We start from the raw sequence: 18676 nt of genomic DNA, 5'->3' as shown, positions 1-18676 counted from the left end.
GTACACCGCGCGCAGGTAGTCTGAACGAGTGGTGAAGTGGTTCTGGCAGCGAGACACCCCCCGACGTAACCTGACGCTCCGCAGTCGCGGAGAGCTCGGCGACGCGACCAGGGTGGATTTCGCCGAACTCGCCCCCGAGCTGAATCGGTTTCTCGGCCAGGCAGCGTACCTGCAGCTCGGGTACTTCGAAACACTTACGCGACTCATCCGCGCGACACCTGAGCTTGAAGAGAAGGGCGCCCTCGCGCGCGCCGCGGGAGCAGCCCTCAGTAAGCACCATGGCATCGTCGAGGTCATCCGCGAACTGGGGGAAGACCCGACCGAGATCATGCTCCCGTTCCGCGAGCATCTCGACGCGTTCCGGCGGAAGACCATCGGTGTTCGTCCGAGGGAGACTCTCCTTGCGGTCTACATCACGGCCGGGATGCTGGATGACTTCTACATCGCCCTTGCCTCCAGCTACGGCGCGACGGGGCAGCGCGTCGCAAACATCCTCAGCGAAGACGACGACACCGGAGAGATCGTGTCGATCTTGAAGCAGACGATCGAGATCGACAACGAGTGGCGCTCACTGCTGTCGATGTGGGCTCGCCGGCTCGTCGGCGACACGCTGCTCGTGGCGAAGCAGGCACTTCGGCCAGAGCGCCTCGCAGTGAACGAGGACCGCGTCGAGCCGGTCTACACCGAGCTCATGGGCGCGCACGCGCGCCGCATGGATGCGATGGGGCTTGCCGCGTAGTACTAGTCGAGGCGAACCTCAGACGCCGAGGGCAGCCTTCTGTGCGGCATCCGAATTGCGACGCGAGAGCGTCAGCAGGTAGCCCACCACGCCGGCGATCACCGTAGCGCCCACGATGCTCGACAGCCACAGCCAGCCATTGTCCTGACCGGCTCCTGCCCACTGCATCACCGTGTAGATGACAGCTGAGGCGGCCGTCGCGATCGCGGGGATCAGGACGACGCCGCGCAGCATGCGGTCAGGCAAAAGATAGTGCACGGCGATGCCCAGCGCGCACGCTGCGATGAGCGCGAGAAGGATGTACATCGCGGGTCAGGCGACGAAACCGACGCGACGCGACTCTTCAGTGCCCAGCTCGATGTAGGCGAGGTTCGCCGTCGGAACGATGTAAGAGTTGCCCTTGACATCGGTGAAGCTCACATGCGCGGTGTTCTGCTCGAGAGCCGCGGCGACCTGGGTGCGGACGTCGTCCGCACTAGTAGAGGTCTCGAAGTTCAGTTCGCGGCCGGTGTTGATGATGCCGATGCGGATTTCCACGCGTGCTCCTTGAAGATTCGGGGACTGCGCCCAACTCTACCCCGGCGCGAACCGACCGGATCCGGGCATGGCGTCGGTTTCGCCGTGGGCGCACAAGTCTGTTGTGTGAGCACCTTCGGATCGGTGTCCGGCGGTGTCCGAGGCTGCCGATAACGTGGATGACATGACACAGGATGCCGGACAGCGCGCAGTTGTGGACGCACCTGTTGACGCATCCGGGGTCATCATCGGCGCTCCGGGAACAGGAAAGACGCAGACGCTCATCGACCGTGTTGTGCGCCTTTTGAGCGGCGACGGCGCACTCGCCCCCGAAGAGGTGCTGGCGCTGACTCCGAACCGTCAGGCGGCCACCGTCCTGCGTGACCGGATCGGGGTGCGCATCGCGCAGGCGACACCGGGCCCGCTGGCCCGCTCACTGGGGTCACTGGCCTTCCAGATCGTGCGCGGTGCGATGGTGCGTGCGGGGGAAGACCCTCCTGCGCTACTGACCGGTGCCGACCAAGACCGCATCATCGCCGATTTGCTCGGTGGCGACGCCGAAGATGAGGCTGCCGGCTTCGAGAGCCGCTGGCCCGAGACGCTGAGTCCGGCGGTACGCGCGTCGAAGGGCTTCCGCTCCGAACTGCGCGCCTTTCTGGCCGAGTGCACCGAGCTGGGCGTGCTGCCCGAGGAACTGCGGGCCTCCGATCGTCCGGTCTGGCGCTCCGCCGGGCTGTTCATCGACGAATACCGTGCCGTGCTCGCGGGCATGCGCACCTCCTATCGCGACGCCGCCGATCTGGTCAGCGAGGCAGCTGCGATTCTTCGAGAAGCGGATGCTGCGACCCTCGGCCCGCTCGCGCCGCTGCGGGTCGTACTCATCGACGACGCGCAGGAGATCACCCGCGGCGGCGTCACCCTCGTGCAGGCGCTCCGCGAACGAGGCATCGCCGTGCTGGCATTCGGCGATCCGGACATCTCGTCCGGGGCCTTTCGCGGCGCGAGTCCGCAGCTGTTCAACGATCTCTCCGGGGTGCTCGGCCAGGTGTTCGTTTTAGATACCCCGCACCGGCAGTCGCAGCCGCTCAGCGACCTCACCCGCACCGTCACTCAGGCGATCGGCGTCGCCGGGCGCGTGGAACACCGCCGTGCGCCCGGGCCGGCTCACGAGACCCCTGATCCCGCCGTGCAGACCTTCCTCGCGTCATCCCCCTATGAAGAGGTCGATCGGATCGCGGGCACGCTACGCGACTGGCACCTCAGCCACGGCGTCGCCTGGAGCGACATGGCCATCATCGCCCACGACACCCGCCAGGTCATGATGCTCGAAACCGAGCTCGCCGCACGCGAGGTGCCGACCAGAGCTGCCGGCGTGCAACGTCCACTCGGTAGCGAGGGCGTCGTACGCGACATCGTCGGCATCGTGCGACTCGCGCTAACCCCGATCGAGGATCGCTCGGTTGAAGATCTCGTCGAGGCGCTGCGCTCGCCGTTCGGCGGGATGGATGCCGTAGGTCTGCGTCGGCTGCGCGCACGCATGCGTCACGCAGAGCTGGCCGAGGGAGGCTCGACGCCAGCATCAGAGCTGCTGCGTGAAGCGATGGTGAATCCTCTGGCCTTCACCTTCATCGATGCCCCGGAGGCGCGCGTCGCCGCGCGCCTCGCAAAGACTCTGGCAGAGACGACCGCCGCAGCAAATGAGGGGGAGACGATCCACGAGCTGCTCTGGCGCATCTGGGACGATGCGCGCGCCATTGACGGCTCGAAGCTGCAGAAGCACTGGCGCGAGAGTTCCGATCAACCAGGCGGAGGTGAGACCTCCCGCGCGCTCGATGCGCTGGTCTCGCTGTTCGACGCGGCCAAGCGCTTCGTCGAGCGCACGCCCGACGAGCGTCCGGAGACGTTTGTGCGTGAGATCCTCGACAGCGAGGTGCCGGAGGACACGCTTTCCACCCCTGATCGTCCGGGACGGGTGACGCTGCTGACTCCGGCGACCGCGCTGGGCACACAGTTCGATGCGGTCATCGTCTCGGGCGTGCAGGACGGTGTCTGGCCGAACACCCGTCTGCGCGGTGGCATGCTCGAGACCTGGCGGCTGGCAGATGCCGTGACCGCCGTACGCGCGGGCATCCCCGCCGCGGCGCCGGGAGCGCTCGACCGCCGTCGCGAGGCCCTCCACGATGAGCTGCGGCTGTTCGTACGCGCGGTGTCCCGCGCGCGATCGCGCATCGTGGTCACCGCTGTCGACGATGACACGACGGGCCCGAGCGCCTTCTTCTCGTTTCTGCCGGTGCCGCCGCCGCTGTCGGAGCATCCGGCATCCGAGCATCCGCTGACACTGCGCGGACTGGTCGCTAGATATCGGCGCACGCTGACAAGTGCGACCGATCCGACCACGCGAGCGGAGGCTGCGCAGCAGCTCCGTCTGCTTGCCGAAGCCGAGGTTCCAGGCGCTGCTCCCAGCGAGTGGTACGGCAGCACCGCACCGTCGACGTCGGCGCCGCTGCACGATCTGGAGGTCGAGGCGGCACGCGTCTCCCCGTCGAAGATGGAGTCGTTCGAGGAGTGCGAGCTGAACTGGGCGATCGCTGCCCTCGGTGGCGACACTGTGCTGCCGCCATCGGCGGGTATCGGCACGATCATCCACGCGGCGATGGAGACGGCGCCGGACGGCGAGCTCGAGAAAATGCGTGCGGTCGTCGCCCAACATTGGCCGGAGCTTGAGTTCGAGACCGAGTGGATTGGGCGCAAGGAACGCCGCAGGGCCGAGCTGTACGTCGACCGATTGCACTCCTATCTGGGCACGGTCGCGGATGAGCACGGGAGTGTGCTCGCGAGCGAAGTCGAGTTCCGCTTCGCGGTCGACGTGCTCGCAGAAGAATCCGAAGAGGAGCCCGCAGTGCACGTCGGTGATGAGGCAGGCGGCCCGCACCGCGCAGTCGTGCACGGGTTCATCGACCGGGTCGAGGTCTATCCGCGAGCGGGCGGTGAACACGCCGCTGCCCGCGGTCGTGGCTTCACATCGATGGGCGAGGGAGCGAATGGGGAGCGTGTGGTCGTCGTCGATCTGAAGACTGGGAAATACGAACCAGAATCCGACGGCAAGGTCATCGACCATGCGCAGCTCGCGGCGTATCAGGTAGCGGTCGAGCAGGGACTCGTCGAGGGTGCGGATGCTGCGGCGCTGACCGGCGCGCGGCTGGTGCTCGTCGCGAAGACGCTGTCCGGCAGCGACTACCGGGTCGCGCACCAGCACACCCTTCAGGGCGAGGATCGCACGCGCTTCCTGAACCGGCTCGCTGATGCCGCCAAGGGCATGTCGGGGAACGGCTTCACCGCGCATGTTGAGGCGCACTGCGCCGACGTGCAGTGGCGTGTGCAGCCGTGCCGTATCCACACTGTCCCGGCGGTGAGCGCATGATCCCCACGTGGCTCGAAGGACCAGGGCTGTCCGCGCTCGACGTCGCAGCTGCTCTCGGGCAGCCCTCGCCGACGGCAGCGCAGCAGCGCGTGATCGAGGCGCCGCCGACGCCCGCGCTCGTCGTCGCGGGTGCCGGCAGCGGCAAGACCGAGACGATGTCGGGGCGCGTGGTTTGGCTCGTCGCCAATGGCCACGTGCGTCGTGACGAGATTCTCGGACTCACATTCACCCGTAAGGCGGCGGGTGAGTTGGCCGAACGCATCGGCGCACGGCTCACGGTCATTGATGAGTTCGGCCGCCGCGGGCTGCTGCCGCACGTGCCGGAGATTGTGGCATCGGGTGCGCTGGCGCGCGTGGATGCGGCCACCACGGCCGCGCAGAAGAACACGGTGCGCGCGCATGTGCTCGACGAGTTGGCTGAGAAGTACGGCACCGGGTGGGATCAGACCGCTCCCCGCACCGCAGACGACCTACTGGTCCGACCGCGGGTCTCGACATACAACGCTTTCGCGGACTCGATCGTCCGCGAGCACGCAGCGCGGATCGGCCGCGACCCTGATGTCGCTATGCTCAGCCAGGCTGCGTCCTGGATGCTGGCGCGCGAGGTTGTCCTGCGCGCAGACCTGCCGCAGCTCGAGGACATCGACCTGTCTGTGGCGACGGTCGTCGACGCCGTGCAGCGACTAGCCGGCGACGCACTCGACCATCGCGCCGATCTCGGACGTGCGGAGCGCATCGCCACGGAGCAGGCCAGGGCGTTCGATCCGTACCGGAGTAGCGACACCATCGCGAAGATCGCCGACAACCTGCTCTCGCTGCCCACGCTCACCGCGCTCGTGCGCGAGTACATCACTGAGAAGCACCGTCGCGGCGTGCTCGATTTCGCCGATCAAGTCAGCGGCGCCTTCGACATCGTCGAGTCGTCCCCAGATGTGCGCGACGCTCTTCGTGAGCAGCACCGCGTCGTGCTCCTGGACGAATATCAGGACACCTCGGTGATTCAGACGCAGTTCCTCGCTGCGTTGTTCCGTGATTCGGCGGTCATGGCTGTGGGCGACCCACATCAGTCGATCTACGGCTGGCGCGGCGCGAGCGCGGACAACCTCTACGCCTTCGCCCGCACGTTCGCGGCCGAGCAGCCCGCGCAGAGCTACAGCCTGATGACGAGCTGGCGCAACGACACCTCGATCCTCGACATCGCCAACGAGGTACTAAAGCCGCTGCGGCGACCAGGACTCGAAGTGCCGCCGCTGGAAGCGCGCCCCGGCGCAGGAGCTGGCGCCGTCGAGGTTCGCTATCCGCTCACCGTGCACGATGAGGCAGCTGCGGTCGCGGTCTGGTTTGCCGAGCGCCGCGCCGCGCATGCAGACATGGCAAAGCCGCATACCGGTGCGATCCTGTTCCGCTCCAAGCGGCACATGCAGACCTTCGCCGAGGCGCTTGCCGCCCGCGGCATCCCGCACCGGATCCTCGGCCTTGGCGGTCTGCTGGCGACACCCGAGGTCGTCGACGTGCTCTCTGCGCTGCGCGTCATCCACGACCCGAACGCTGGGTCTCCGCTAATCCGCCTCCTGGTCGGTCCGCGCTTCAGCGTCGGGGTGGCCGACATGGGGGCGCTATATTCGCTGGCGAGCGAGCTTTCCCGCCGTGACAGCGGGCTACTGCCGCTGCCGGAGGAGCTCCGTGCCCGCATTCGCGCATCTCGTGGCGCCGACGAAGCGGTGTCGATAGTGGATGCTGTCGACGTGGTCCGAGGGCTCCGTGACGATTACCGGCTCCTAGAAGGCATCACGCCCGAAGGTCGCGGACGGATCCGTGCGGCGGGGGAGATGTTCGAACGCCTGCGGCGCGCCGCGGGCCAGCCGATTCCCGAGCTGATCCGCCTCATTGAGCTCGAGCTCCGTCTCGACATCGAACTCGCCGCGAACGAGACGCGCGGACCGGCACGTGTCGCAGCCACCCAGCTGCGCGCTTTCACCGACGAGGTTCGTGCGTTCCTCGCCGCAGACGACCGCGGCACGATCGGGAGCCTGCTCGCCTGGCTCGACAAGGCTGAAAGCACCGACGAGCTCATGCCGCGCCCGGAGCCACCGGAACCCGGTGTCGTGCAGTTGCTGACGATCCACGGTTCCAAAGGACTCGAATGGGACGCCGTCGCAGTCGTGCGCATGGTCGACGGAGAGCTTCCTTCGCGTCCGAGCGATACCTCCGGTTGGTTTGGATTCGGCGTGCTCCCATTTGCCCTGCGCGGCGACAGCGCCGCCCTGCCGACGTTCACCTGGTTTCCGCCAGTCGAAGAGGAACTCGATCCGCAGAAGCGCCTCAAAGCCGGCATCGCCTCGCTCACGAGCGCGAGCAAGACGACCCCCGGCGCGATCACGGTGTTCAAAGACGCGTATCGCGACTACCAGCAGCAGGAAGAACGGCGGCTCGGCTACGTCGCCGTCACCCGTGCGCGCACCGACCTAATGCTCAGTGGATCCCATTGGGCGGGACAGAAGAAACCGCGGGGGCCCGGGCCATTCCTTCGTGAGGCCTTCGAGATCATCGGGGTTGATCCGATCACCGAGATCGACGAGGACGAAAACCCCTACGAGGGCGAGGGCAAGACGAGCGTCTGGCCCATCGACCCGCTCGGGTCACGTCGTGAGAAGGTCGTGAGTGCGGCGTCGGCAGTGAGTGAGGCCTTCGAACGGGATGCCGCAGAGCCGACCGACCTGCTCCGACGGCTACTCGCCGAACGCGCCGAACGTCAACGCGGAATCACCGCTGGCGCACCGACCCGCGTGCCTGCGTCACGGTTCAAGGACTACGTCACCGACTACGACGGCACCGTGCGCGGGCTCACGCGCCCTATGCCGGAGCGTCCCTACCGGCAGACCCGGCTCGGCACACTGTTCCACGCGTGGGTCGAGCATCGATCCGGTCTTGTCGGCACGGCGCCGAGCCCCGAGAGTGCGCTGTGGGAGATCGACGAGGAGCAGTCCGACGTCTGGAACGCCTCGGCGGCGGATGCTGCAGATCTCGAACGCCTACGTGAGATCTTCGAAGCCAGCGAATGGGCCACGCTCAAACCCATCGCGGTGGAGATCGAGATCGACTTCGCCCTGGGTGCATCCACAGACAGTGCACTCACAGACAGAGAGGCGGGTGCAGGCCACATCATGATCTGCAAGCTCGATGCGGTCTACCGACGCGAAGACCGCGGTGGGCGCATCGAGATCGTGGACTGGAAGACAGGGAAAGCGCCGCGAAACTCGGCAGAGCGAGACGAGCGGATGCTGCAGCTCGCGCTCTATCGCCTCGCCTATCATCGCCGTTTCGGCGTTCCGTTGGAAGAGATCGACGTCGCGCTGTATTACGTCGCCGACGACCTCGTCCTCCGCGGCGACCGGGTCTACTCGGAGGAAGAGTTGGTCCAGCGTTGGAGCGCTGCGCGCGCTGCACGCTGAGCCTCCTCGGCTGGATCGCTTCCTGACCCATCCCCAGAAACATTTCCTGACGAGCTTTCGGGTTTTGTCTTTTCTACGCGCTCAGCGAGCGGGAGCTCTGCGGATTCAGCATCCGCTCCATCCCTCGGCAGTAGGTCCGACGCTGCGACATCACTGAGATCTTCGGTGGCGTCGCCCACGACCACCTCGGCGGTGTCCTCACCGGGCAGCAGGTCATGCGGGTTATACGCATCGGTCTGCATCGAAGTGTTGATGCTTGCCGCCGCCGTTGCTGGCACATGACTCAGCGCATCCATTGCCGAATCGACGCCTTCGCTGCGCGCCGCGATCACTGAGAGATCGCGTTCACGTAGCCCCTCAGACAACGAATTGAGCAACGACGTTGCGTCATCCATGATGTCGGGGCGTCGCAGCACGTCGCCGTGCACGAGCCACCGAGCGAACTCCAGCTCGGCCAAAAGTCGGGCGCGCACAGCGAGTGCGTTATCCGGTGCCCTGTCAGATGCCGCAGCGTACGCCGCATGGACGTCGCCGGCGGCATCCGGAGCGGATGAAAGCCAGGCCAGATCCACGGCGGGGTCTCCCAGCGATAGCCCGTGCCAGTTCACGATGCCAACGACTGCGGGCCCCTGCTCTGGGTCATCCTCGAAGAGGAACGATGTCGCCTGGGTGCCGCCGAGGGTCACGGCAGATTCGAACCGCCATAGATCGTCGTCGCTGACGGCCTCGCGCCAGCGAACCGTCAGACGTGCGGGTACGCGACCCGTCGCCGCAGCGCGATCGACCAGCTGGCGGATGTCTTCCCGCGACTCTTCGGCACTGCGCGCGGTGAGTCCGGCGCTGCGCACCACGGATGCCGGAAGTGCGTGCACCGCGGCAATCGACGCACCCATCGACTCGGCAGCACCTCGGCCACCCGGTACGTGGCCAGCTTCGATCTGGAAACCGGGCAGCAGCCCAGTGACGAGTGCGCGGCCTTCGGCAAGCAACGCCTCCCCGAAGTATTCCGGAGCGCTGAAAGGCAGCATTGCTCGAGCACCGGCAGTCAACGCGCGCAGCGCGATTGATTCCGCAGCGAGCTCTCGCGCTGTCTCGTCGTCATCGCCGACGCGGATCGCGACTTCGCTTCCGTCTGCGAGCGTCGCGACCGCTGAGTCGAACCGTCCGTCGCCACCGGAGGTCAGAGTTCGTGCGCCCACGACCTCCGCCCCGGGCAGTGCAGCCGTGACCGCCGCGGCTAGAGTAAAGGGAGACCGTGCCATGCCCCCAGGGTAGGTCGGCTCGGGTGTGGATTCGCCTACGCCACGCCTGCGAGAGAGGGAGTCGATGACTGTTCGCCGTGCTGAGTTCGATCGCGCAGGACACCTCCGTGACGAACCGGGGATCCTCGAGGCACTGCGTTCTTCAGACGATGCCCGTGTGATTGTGGTTCGAGAAGGACGCGTTCGCGTCGAAGACGGGTCACTGCTCACTGTGGCACCCGCCGAGGTTGGCGACGCCGACTGGGGGCTGCTGGGTCGGCACAGCGACGGAAGCACCGTGCTCGTCGCGGCGATTGCTCCCTTGACAGACTCCATCGACTCCGCGCCTGCCGAAACGTGGCTGGGCCTGCGCGACACGGGTGGTCTGCTTGACGCGGAGAACACTGAGCTCTTCGTCGAAGCGGTCACGCTCGCGTCGTGGCTGCGTGATGCGCGCTTCTGCACGATGTGCGGCTCAGTGACCGAACTGCGGCAGGGCGGATGGTCGCGAAAGTGCGTCGACAACGGTCATGAATTCTTCCCTCGTACCGACCCCGCGGTGATTGTGGCGGTGGAGAGCGAAGACGGCGAGAAGCTGCTACTCGGGGCCAACGCGAACTGGCACGGCCGGATGTACTCCTGCTTTGCCGGATTCGTGGAGGCCGGCGAATCGCTGGAGTCGACAGTGCATCGCGAGATCGAAGAGGAAGCGGGTGTCTTGCTGAGCAGCGTCCGATACATCTCCTCGCAGCCGTGGCCGTACCCGCGCTCACTCATGGTCGGTTTTCGCGCGACAGCATCCGATGAGCGTGCCGCGCGCCCGGATGGTGAGGAGATCGTCGACGTGCGATGGTTCACGCGTGCCGAGATTGCCAGCGCGATGAACGGTGACGGACCGGTGGGGCTACCAGGGCCGGTATCCATCGCCAGGGCTCTGATCGAGGACTGGTACGAGGCTCGCGAGTGAGCGCACTGGACTCTCTCGACGAACATCAGCGGGAAGCGGCATCCGTGCTGCGCGGGCCGGTCGCCGTGCTCGCCGGTGCGGGTACGGGAAAAACGCGCGTGATCACGCATCGCATCGCCCACGGCGTTGACACCGGCGCATACTCTCCGAGTCGCGTGATGGCGGTCACATTCACCGCGAAAGCAGCCGGTGAACTGCGCGGACGCCTGCGAGCACTCGGAGTCGAAGGCGTGGCTGCGCGAACCTTCCACGCTGCGGCTCTTTCGCAACTGAACTTCTTCTGGCCGACGCTCGCCGGCTCGCCGGCGCCGAACATCATCGACAACAAGGTGCGCATGCTTGGCCAGGCCGGCGAGCAGCTGCGGCTGCGCCTGGACACGGCCACCCTGCGTGATATCGCAAGCGAGATCGAATGGCGCAAGGTCTCGATGCTCTCGATCGAGCAACACGCCGCGCTCGGTCGCTCGATCGGCCGGGTGAGCACCGAACAGCTCGCCGAGTTTCAGCAGGCATACGAGATCCTCAAAGACGACCGCCGCCAGCTCGACTTCGAGGACGTGCTGTTGGCGTGCGCAGGGATGCTGGAGGCAGAGCCGCGGGTGGCGGCGTCAGTACATGAGCAGTACCGCCACTTCACCGTCGATGAGTACCAGGACGTCTCGCCACTGCAGAACCGGCTGTTGGAGTTGTGGCTGGGAGAGCGGAGCGACCTCTGCGTCGTCGGCGACGCCAGCCAGACGATTTACTCGTTCGCCGGTGCTGATCAGAAGTACCTTCTGGACTTCGGCCGCCGATACCCGGATGCCACCGTGGTGCGGTTGGAGACCAACTACCGCTCGCAGCCCCCGATCCTTGCTGCAGCCAACGCCCTCATGAAGGGGCGTCCCGGCGCCCTCGAGCTGGTGGCGGCGCGTGAATCTTTGACGGCAGAACCGCCCACGGTGACTGCGTACGACAGCGAGACCGAGGAAGCAGCCGGTATCGCCGCGGCGATCGTCGCCAGGATCAAGGCGGGTGCCTCCGCTTCGGAGATCGCCGTGTTGTACCGCGCGCACTCGCAGTCCGGCGTGATTCAGCAGGCGCTAGGCGAAGTAGGGATCGCGTCGACTGTGCTTGGGGGCAAGCGCTTCTTCGACATGCCGGAGGTGCGCCAGGCCGTGCTCGCACTGCGCGGCGCATCCGTGGCCCCGACCGAACGCGGTTTCCTTCCCAACGTGCTGCGGGTCATGCACGAGCTCGGCCTGAGCGACGAACCGCCGGCGGCCGGAGGTGCGCAGCGTGATGGCTGGGAGGCGCGACGCGCGATTCTGCGGCTCGCTGAAGAAGCGCCGAGCGACACGACGCTCCGCTCGTTCAGCGAGGTGCTCATGGCTCGAGCGAAAGACCAGCATGAGCCGACTATGCAGACGGTGACGCTGTCGACGCTGCACGCGGCGAAGGGCCTGGAATGGCCACACGTGCACCTCGCCGGTTGGGCAGAAGGTGCGTTGCCGATCGGTTATGCGAAAGATTTCGAAGCGATCGATGAGGAACGACGGCTGGCGTATGTCGGTGTCACGCGCGCCGCGCGGACTCTGGATCTCTCGTGGTCGCGCGCAGCGGGGCGGGGGGAGCGTCAGCCTTCGCGGTTCCTTCAGGAGATCGGAACGAATGCTCGCGGCACCGGCATTCTTCGTGAAACGTCACCGCGCGCCACACGCGCCGTCCGTCGGGGCTGATCCGCACGAATTTCGTGCGCTTCGCCTTTCCCGGTTCAGCGAGGATTCGCACAGCGAGGCCCGCAGCTTCAGCGGTGCGGGCGGCCGTGATGGGTGTGGACGTCGCGGCGACCAGCTGCGCATGCATGGCCGGCCAGGCTGAATCCCTGTCTCGTTCGTGCGCATCACGGCACGACAGGCAGGCGGTACGGCCTGGAACCACGAGCGGGCCAACGGTGGTTCCACCCGGTTCGAACGCGACCGGAAGATGCATGAGGTCGTCGCGCAGATAACGGCCGAGCTGATGAGCGGATGCTGCGCCGTGCAGGAGCACGATGGCCACAGCATTCCGATCGGCACGATCAGTCGTGGCAACGCCTTCGTCCGCGAGGGCGCTCTCCATGCGAGCTTCAACTCGCGAATCCGCGATGTTGACGCTCTCTATCCACACCCGCGGTACGGGAGCAGCATCCGTGCGCAGCACCGGTCGGAGCGTCGCGAGCAGTTCTCTGGCGGCATCTCTCGGTGCGCCGGCAGCATGGGCGATCACATCGAAGGAACTGCGGCGGAACCCGTTCCTCATCGCTTGTAGCAGCGGCTCGACCCATGGTTCGGACAGGGGGACACAGACCCGCCCCTCCAGCCCGAACTGCACCGTGTCGACGTCTCGCCACAGCAGCGGGTACGCCGGATCGAGGCGAGTCAGCGTCGGCGGCGTGATCGGGGACATGTCCCGAGTCTGCTCATCGCGCGCTCGCGGCGGGGCGCGAAATCGCGATCAGTGGAGAACTCTGTGCATCGTGTGATGCCACCGCCCGGTCAGACCGGGTTCTCGTCGCCGTCGGTGAAGTCCTCACCATCGAGGAGCCGCGCCAGAGCTTCATCGAATTCGTCTGTTGCTGGTGCTTCACCACGAGCGAGCGCCTGTAGCCGTTCGATCAGAGCAGTGGGGTCATCGATGTCGGCAGCGGTCGGCTGCAAGTCCGGGTAATCCCATAGCGCGTCGCGGGCGGCGATGCCGACGGCATCCGTCACCTTCTGCCACATCGCGGCGGCCTCACGCATGCGTCTGGGACGCAGCTTCAAGCCGACCAGTGCGCCGAGCGCATCCTCGGCGGGCCCTCCCACCGCGCGACGGCGACGAGCGGCCTCCGTCAAGCGCGCGCCGTCGGGCAGCCGCGAGGTCGCTTCGTTGGTGACGACATCCACCCAACCGTCGATCGTCGCGATGATGTTCTCCAGACGGGCGAGCGCTTCGCGCTGAGCCTCGGTCTGCGCAGGCAGCAATGCGCCGCCCTCGATCGCGGCGCGAAGCTCTTCCGGGTTCGACGGGTCAAGACGACTCGCGACATCCTCGAGCGCCTCGACATCGACGGTCACTCCGCGGGCGAAGTCCGTGATCTGCGACATCACGTGCAGGTGCAGCCACTTCGCGTGCCGGTAGAGGCGGGCATAGGCGAGCTCACGGGTCGCAAGATACAACGCGATCTGGTCTTCGGGGATCTCCAGACCCTCACCGAAAGCGGTGATGTTCTGCGGGATCACAGCGGCGGTTCCGGCAGGCAGCACTGGAATGCCCACGTCACCGCCGGAGACGACCTCGAGAGAGAGATTGCCGAGCACCTGGCCGAACTGGGCGGCGAACACCGAAGAGCCGAGTCCGCGCATCAGTTTGCCCGCGCCCTGGATCGCGTCGCGCATGTCCTCCGGAACCTGGGTGTCGAGGGCACCGGTGAGGGCGTCAGCGATGCTGGTCGAGACGGGGCCTGCGATCTCTTTCCACACCGGAAGCGTCTTTTCCACCCACTCGCCCCGAGTCATAGCCTTTGGGGTCTCTGAGAGTTCAGAGATGGTGGTGGCCTCACCCAACCAGAGGTTTGCCAGAGCGAAGGCATCTACGAGCGAGCTTTGCGCGCCGTCGGTGATGCCCAGACCCTCCCGGTTGGCAATGTGCAGGGCCTGGCGCAGCGTGTTCTCCCACGGGTCTCCGCTGAAAGCTCCCTGCAACTGCTGCATGAGTCCGGCCATCATCGCCGGATCGAGCTGGAGGCCCTCTGCGCCGCCTAGCGCGTCTTGAAGAGCGCTCAGGTCGAAGTCTCCGCCGTCCGCGCCGGACATCATCTTGCGCAAGAACTCCTGGAAGTCCTCGGGGGTCGGTTCGTTGTCTGCCATGTCGGTCGCCCTCTCAGCACGTCGCTAGCTGTGGCATCTACGCTAGTTGCACGCGTCGGCCAGCGGCCCCGCAATGAGCAGATCGCTGTACGCCGGTCGCGAACGACGGAGGATCCACTTGTCTCACTCCCGTACACCCAGGGTCGGACTCGGTGTCTGGGCACTCATCGTTGCGCTTATCGCCCTCGTCGTGCTGACATTCCTGCCGACTCCGTACGTGATTCAGCGTCCGGGGCCCGTCTACGACACCCTGGGCACTGCGGCCAGTGCCGATGGCGAGCAGGTGCCGCTCATCGCCATCGAAGGTGCGGAGACCTTCGAGACGAGTGGCAGCCTGAACCTCACAACAGTGCAGGTCGTCGGCAACCGTGAGCGCACACCCTCGTGGTTTGAGCTTGCGCTGGCATGGACGGATTCCTCTCGCGCCGTCGTTCCCATCGATTCAGTGTTCCCCGAAGGGGTCACCAGCGAACAGCGCGACGAGCAGAACGCGGTGCTGATGGTCGATTCTCAGCACGAGGCGACCGCTGCCGCGCTGCAGGAACTCGGCTTTGATACCGGCGCTGAAGTGCAGGTCGTCGCTGCCATCGAGAATTCACCGGCCGAGGGACTGCTGGAGGAAGGCGATGTGATCGTGGCGATCGACGGTGCCGAAGTCAGCAGCGCCAGCGAGTTGCGGGCCAGCATCCAAGAGGGAGAAGGTGCTGCGGCGCAGCTCACCGTGCGTCGCGATGGTGAAGAGCAGCAGGTGGAGATCACACCGGAGCTCAGCACCTCGAACGGCGTGGACACCTGGCTGGTCGGCATCACTCTGACCACCGAATACAACTTCCCCATCGACGTGACGATTCAGCTCGACAATGTCGGCGGGCCAAGCGCAGGAATGATGTTCGCGCTCGGCATCGTCGACGAACTCACCCCGGGTGAGCTGACCGGCGGCAACGACATCGCCGGCACTGGCACGATCGATGCCACGGGTGCGGTCGGTCCGATCGGTGGCATCCGGCAGAAGCTTTACGGCGCACGCGATGCGGGCGCTGACTTCTTCCTGGCGCCGTCGTTGAACTGCGACGAGGTCGTCGGTCATGTCCCTGACGGACTGCAGGTGATCAGCACTGCGACGTTGGAAGAATCCTTGAGTGCACTCGAGGTGATCGCCGACGACGGCGACGTCGATTCACTGCCAAAATGCACGGCATCGTGACCTCTCCGTCACCGTAAGCACAGCCTTCGCATATTCAGCGGCGCATAGGATGGAAAGGTGACCACGACCTCGGCGCCGAATCCGGCCACGCCCAATACCTCTCGACGAATCATCACGATATCGCTGGTGATCATCGCTGCGATCATCGCGGCGTTCTTCGTCTTCGCTTCGCTCTACACGGACTTCCTCTGGTTCAACCAGTTGGAGTTCACGAACGTCCTCACAACGCAGTGGCTAGCCACCGCGTTGATGTTCGTCGTGGGGTTCCTGGGGATGGCCGTACCGCTGTTCGTCGTGATCCAGCTGGCCTATCGCCTCCGCCCGGTCTACGTGCGACTGAGTTCGCAGCTTGACCGGTATCAGGAGGTCATCGAGCCCCTGCGTCGGCTCGCGATGTGGGGCATGCCGATCTTCTTCGGCCTGTTCGCCGGCTTCGCGGCGGCGGGCAACTGGCAGACCGTGTGGCTCTGGTTCAATGGCACCGCCACCGGCGAGGTCGACCCGCAGTTCGGCATGGACACCAGTTTCTACCTGTTCGCGATGCCCTTCTATTCGATCCTTCTCGCGTTCATCTCGGCTGTCATCCTGCTGAGCCTGATCGTCACAGCGCTGGTCTCGTACCTGTATGGTTCGGTGCGCATCGGTCAAGGAGAGCTACGCATCTCGAAGGCTGCTCGTATTCAGCTCGCCATCCTCGCTGGTCTTTATCTGCTTGTGCAGGCGGCGAGCCTCTGGCTTGACCGCTACAAGACACTTGTCGCGGAAGAAGATCGCATCACCGGCGCCGCGTATACCGCCGTGAACGCCACCATCCCGGGTATGGCGATTCTCGCGATTCTCGCGATCCTGGTGGCAATCCTCTTCTTCGTCACGGCGATCATGGGTCGCTGGCGCTTCCCTCTGGTGGCCACTGGACTGCTGCTCGTGGCATCCCTCGTTGTCGGCATCGGCTACCCGTGGGTCGTCGACACCTTCCAGGTGCGCCCGAACCAGAACAGCTTCCAGGCCGAGTACTACCAGCGCAACATCGACGGCACAAAGCAGGCATATGACATCGCCGACATCGAAGTCACGCCATTCAAGGCAGTGACGGATGCTGAGGCTGGCCAGCTCCGCGAGGATGCCGAGACCACGACCTCCATCCGTATCCTCGACCCGAGCATCATCAGCCCCACCGTGCAGCAGCTTGAGCAGTTCCGCGGCTACTACCAGTTCAAGGAGACGCTCGACGTCGACCGCTACGAGATCGATGGCGAGACACAGGACACCGTGGTGGCTGTTCGCGAGCTCGATGTCAATCGTCTCGGCGAAAGCAACAACTGGAACAACCGCACCGCCGTCTACACGCACGGCTACGGCCTGGTGGTCGCTGCGGGCAACCAGCGCACCAGCGAGGGCGAGCCGGTATTCCTCGAACGAGGCATTCCGTCGTCCGGCTTCCTGACGGAGAGCGAGAACTTCGAGCCGCGTGTCTACTTCGGTGAAGACTCGGCGTTGTACTCGATCGTTGGGGCCCCTGAGGGGACTGACCACGTCGAGATCGACTATCCGCGTGGTGAAGACGGTGCGAATGAGACGAAGACGACCTTCGAAGGCGACGGCGGCCCTGCCATCGGAAACACCTTCAACAAGTTGTTGTATGCGTTGAAGTTCCAGGAAGCGGAGATCCTGTTCTCTGACCTGGTAAACGATGACTCGCAGATCCTCTACGACCGCGACCCGGTCACGCGTGTGCAGAAGGCCGCCCCGTACCTCGAGCTTGACAGCGACCCGTACCCGAGTGTTGTGGACGGTCGCATCGTCTGGATCGTCGATGGCTACACCACAAGCTCGTCGTACCCGTACTCTACGAGCGTGAGCCTCTCGGATGCGATCACCGACTCGAACACGACGGCACCGACCTTCGCGCTCGATGACATCAACTACATCCGCAACTCAGTGAAGGCCACCGTCGATGCATATGACGGCACGGTCACGCTGTACGCGTGGGATGACGAAGACCCGATCCTCAAGGCGTGGGAGAAGGTGTACCCCGCGACGGTCGAACCGATCAGCGAGATGTCGGCCGATCTGATGAGTCACGTGCGGTACCCGACTGACCTATTCAAGGTGCAGCGCGAGATCCTCGAGGTCTACCACGTGGACACCGCTGGTTCGTTCGCACAGCAGGACAACCGCTGGCAGACGCCGAACGATCCGCGCAACGGCACCCAGCTGCAGCCGCCGTACTACCTGTCCATGCAGATGCCCGGTCAGGATTCGCCGCGGTTCTCGATGTTCTCAACCTTCATTCCCGCATCCGTGCAGGGAACGACCAGCCGTAACGTCCTGCTCGGTTACCTGGCCGTCGATTCGGATGCCGGAGCCACTGCAGGCGAGAAGGCAGAGGGTTACGGTCAGCTGAACCTGCTGGAGATTGATGCCGACACGACGGTGCCAGGCCCCGGTCAAGTGCAGAACACGTTCAACTCTGACCCGGCCGTGGTGCAGCAGTTGAACCTGCTGCAGCAGGGTGAGTCTGAGGTGCTGTACGGCAACCTGCTGACACTGCCTGTCGGTGGTGGTCTGCTCTACGTGCAGCCCGTGTACGTGCAGTCGTCGGAGGGCACACAGCTCCCGCTGCTGCAGAAGGTGCTGGTCACGTTCGGTGACAGCATCGCCTTCGAAGACACTCTCACCGAGGCGCTCGACGTGATCTTCGGCGGTGACTCGGGTGCGACCGCCGGCGACGAGACAGTGGAGCCGATAGATCCTGGTGATGAGGGCACGACGCCTCCTGAAGAGGGTGGCACAGAGCCTCCTGCGGAAGGCGGCACGGAGCCCGAACCCGGTACTGGTGGCGACGCTCGCGAGCAGGCTCTGGCCGACGCGCAGCAGGCGCTGACAGACCGCGACACGGCGCTGAAGGCCGGTGACCTCACCAAGTTCGCCGAGGCGGACAAGCGCCTCACAGCTGCGATCACCGAGCTGCTGGCACTCGAGACCGCAACGGAGTAGTCGACGGCCCGCGGGCCGGCCCGCCTGGGCCGCCCTGCGGGTTCACCCAGCATATGCGAGAAGAAATTCCCGGTTGAGATATTGATCTCGGCCGGGAATTTCTTCTTCCATCGGGGGAGAGGACGCCGCAGGCGGAGGACGTCGGTGGTTGAGAGGAGTCAATCGCAGCGTGCTCCCACATGCCTGCGCTGCCCGATCAATGCTGCCCGATAAATACAGCTCCGGAACGCAAAAGGCTCCTGATCGGGATAAATCCCTGATCAGGAGCCT

The 18676-nt window shown here is 65.5% G+C and carries 11 protein-coding genes; 7 read left to right on the top strand and 4 right to left on the bottom strand.

Annotated features, from left to right (window positions below; genetic code table 11):
- Window positions 1-28 precede the first annotated feature (28 nt).
- A complete protein-coding gene (locus AC1C2Q_RS02540; protein WP_495429488.1) occupies window positions 29-739 on the top strand; it encodes a ferritin-like fold-containing protein in 711 nt (236 codons plus the stop codon).
- Window positions 740-757: 18 nt separating this feature from the next.
- Here AC1C2Q_RS02540 and AC1C2Q_RS02535 read toward each other — a convergent pair whose 3' ends face one another.
- Window positions 758-1045 carry a hypothetical protein gene (locus AC1C2Q_RS02535; RefSeq protein WP_495448876.1) on the bottom strand — a complete coding sequence of 96 codons (288 nt, stop codon included), beginning with the start codon at window positions 1043-1045 and terminating at the stop codon, window positions 758-760.
- A 6-nt stretch (window positions 1046-1051) separates the two neighbouring features.
- On the bottom strand, window positions 1052-1276 hold the full coding sequence (locus AC1C2Q_RS02530) for a DUF3107 domain-containing protein (RefSeq protein ID WP_495429486.1): 225 nt from the start codon (window positions 1274-1276) through the stop codon (window positions 1052-1054).
- A gap of 163 nt (window positions 1277-1439) precedes the next feature.
- Between AC1C2Q_RS02530 and AC1C2Q_RS02525 the strand changes: the two genes are divergently transcribed.
- Both AC1C2Q_RS02525 and AC1C2Q_RS02520 read left to right on the top strand, forming a co-directional pair.
- Window positions 1440-4676 carry an ATP-dependent helicase gene (locus AC1C2Q_RS02525; RefSeq protein WP_495448875.1) on the top strand — a complete coding sequence of 1079 codons (3237 nt, stop codon included), beginning with the start codon at window positions 1440-1442 and terminating at the stop codon, window positions 4674-4676.
- A complete protein-coding gene (locus AC1C2Q_RS02520) occupies window positions 4673-8128 on the top strand; it encodes an ATP-dependent helicase (RefSeq protein ID WP_495448874.1) in 3456 nt (1151 codons plus the stop codon). The genes AC1C2Q_RS02525 and AC1C2Q_RS02520 overlap by 4 nt, the downstream gene beginning before the upstream one ends.
- Here AC1C2Q_RS02520 and AC1C2Q_RS02515 read toward each other — a convergent pair.
- Window positions 8074-9390: a phosphotransferase gene (locus AC1C2Q_RS02515; protein WP_495448873.1), complete on the bottom strand. Its 1317-nt coding sequence runs from the start codon at window positions 9388-9390 to the stop codon at window positions 8074-8076. The genes AC1C2Q_RS02520 and AC1C2Q_RS02515 overlap by 55 nt on opposite strands.
- A 64-nt stretch (window positions 9391-9454) precedes the next feature.
- Between AC1C2Q_RS02515 and nudC the strand changes: the two genes are divergently transcribed.
- Both nudC and AC1C2Q_RS02505 read left to right on the top strand, forming a co-directional pair.
- A complete protein-coding gene (nudC, locus tag AC1C2Q_RS02510) occupies window positions 9455-10336 on the top strand; it encodes an NAD(+) diphosphatase (RefSeq protein ID WP_495448872.1) in 882 nt (293 codons plus the stop codon).
- Entirely contained in the window at window positions 10333-12054 is a 1722-nt protein-coding gene (locus AC1C2Q_RS02505; RefSeq protein WP_495448871.1) for an ATP-dependent helicase, read from the top strand. The genes nudC and AC1C2Q_RS02505 overlap by 4 nt, the downstream gene beginning before the upstream one ends.
- Before the next feature lie 798 nt (window positions 12055-12852).
- Here the strand turns inward: AC1C2Q_RS02505 and AC1C2Q_RS02500 are convergent.
- Entirely contained in the window at window positions 12853-14205 is a 1353-nt protein-coding gene (locus AC1C2Q_RS02500; protein ID WP_495429481.1) for a zinc-dependent metalloprotease, read from the bottom strand.
- 73 nt (window positions 14206-14278) lie between these two features.
- Between AC1C2Q_RS02500 and AC1C2Q_RS02495 the strand changes: the two genes are divergently transcribed.
- Together AC1C2Q_RS02495 and AC1C2Q_RS02490 are read left to right on the top strand one after the other, a co-directional pair.
- Window positions 14279-15409 carry a YlbL family protein gene (locus AC1C2Q_RS02495; RefSeq protein WP_495448870.1) on the top strand — a complete coding sequence of 377 codons (1131 nt, stop codon included), beginning with the start codon at window positions 14279-14281 and terminating at the stop codon, window positions 15407-15409.
- Between the two features lie 57 nt (window positions 15410-15466).
- Window positions 15467-18406 carry a UPF0182 family membrane protein gene (locus AC1C2Q_RS02490; protein ID WP_495448869.1) on the top strand — a complete coding sequence of 980 codons (2940 nt, stop codon included), beginning with the start codon at window positions 15467-15469 and terminating at the stop codon, window positions 18404-18406.
- Window positions 18407-18676 lie beyond the last annotated feature (270 nt).

It is taken from the genome of Microbacterium sp. Y356, assembly GCF_059445355.1.
Note: the sequence above shows the minus strand (reverse complement) of the source record. Positions and strands in the feature narration are given on the sequence as shown.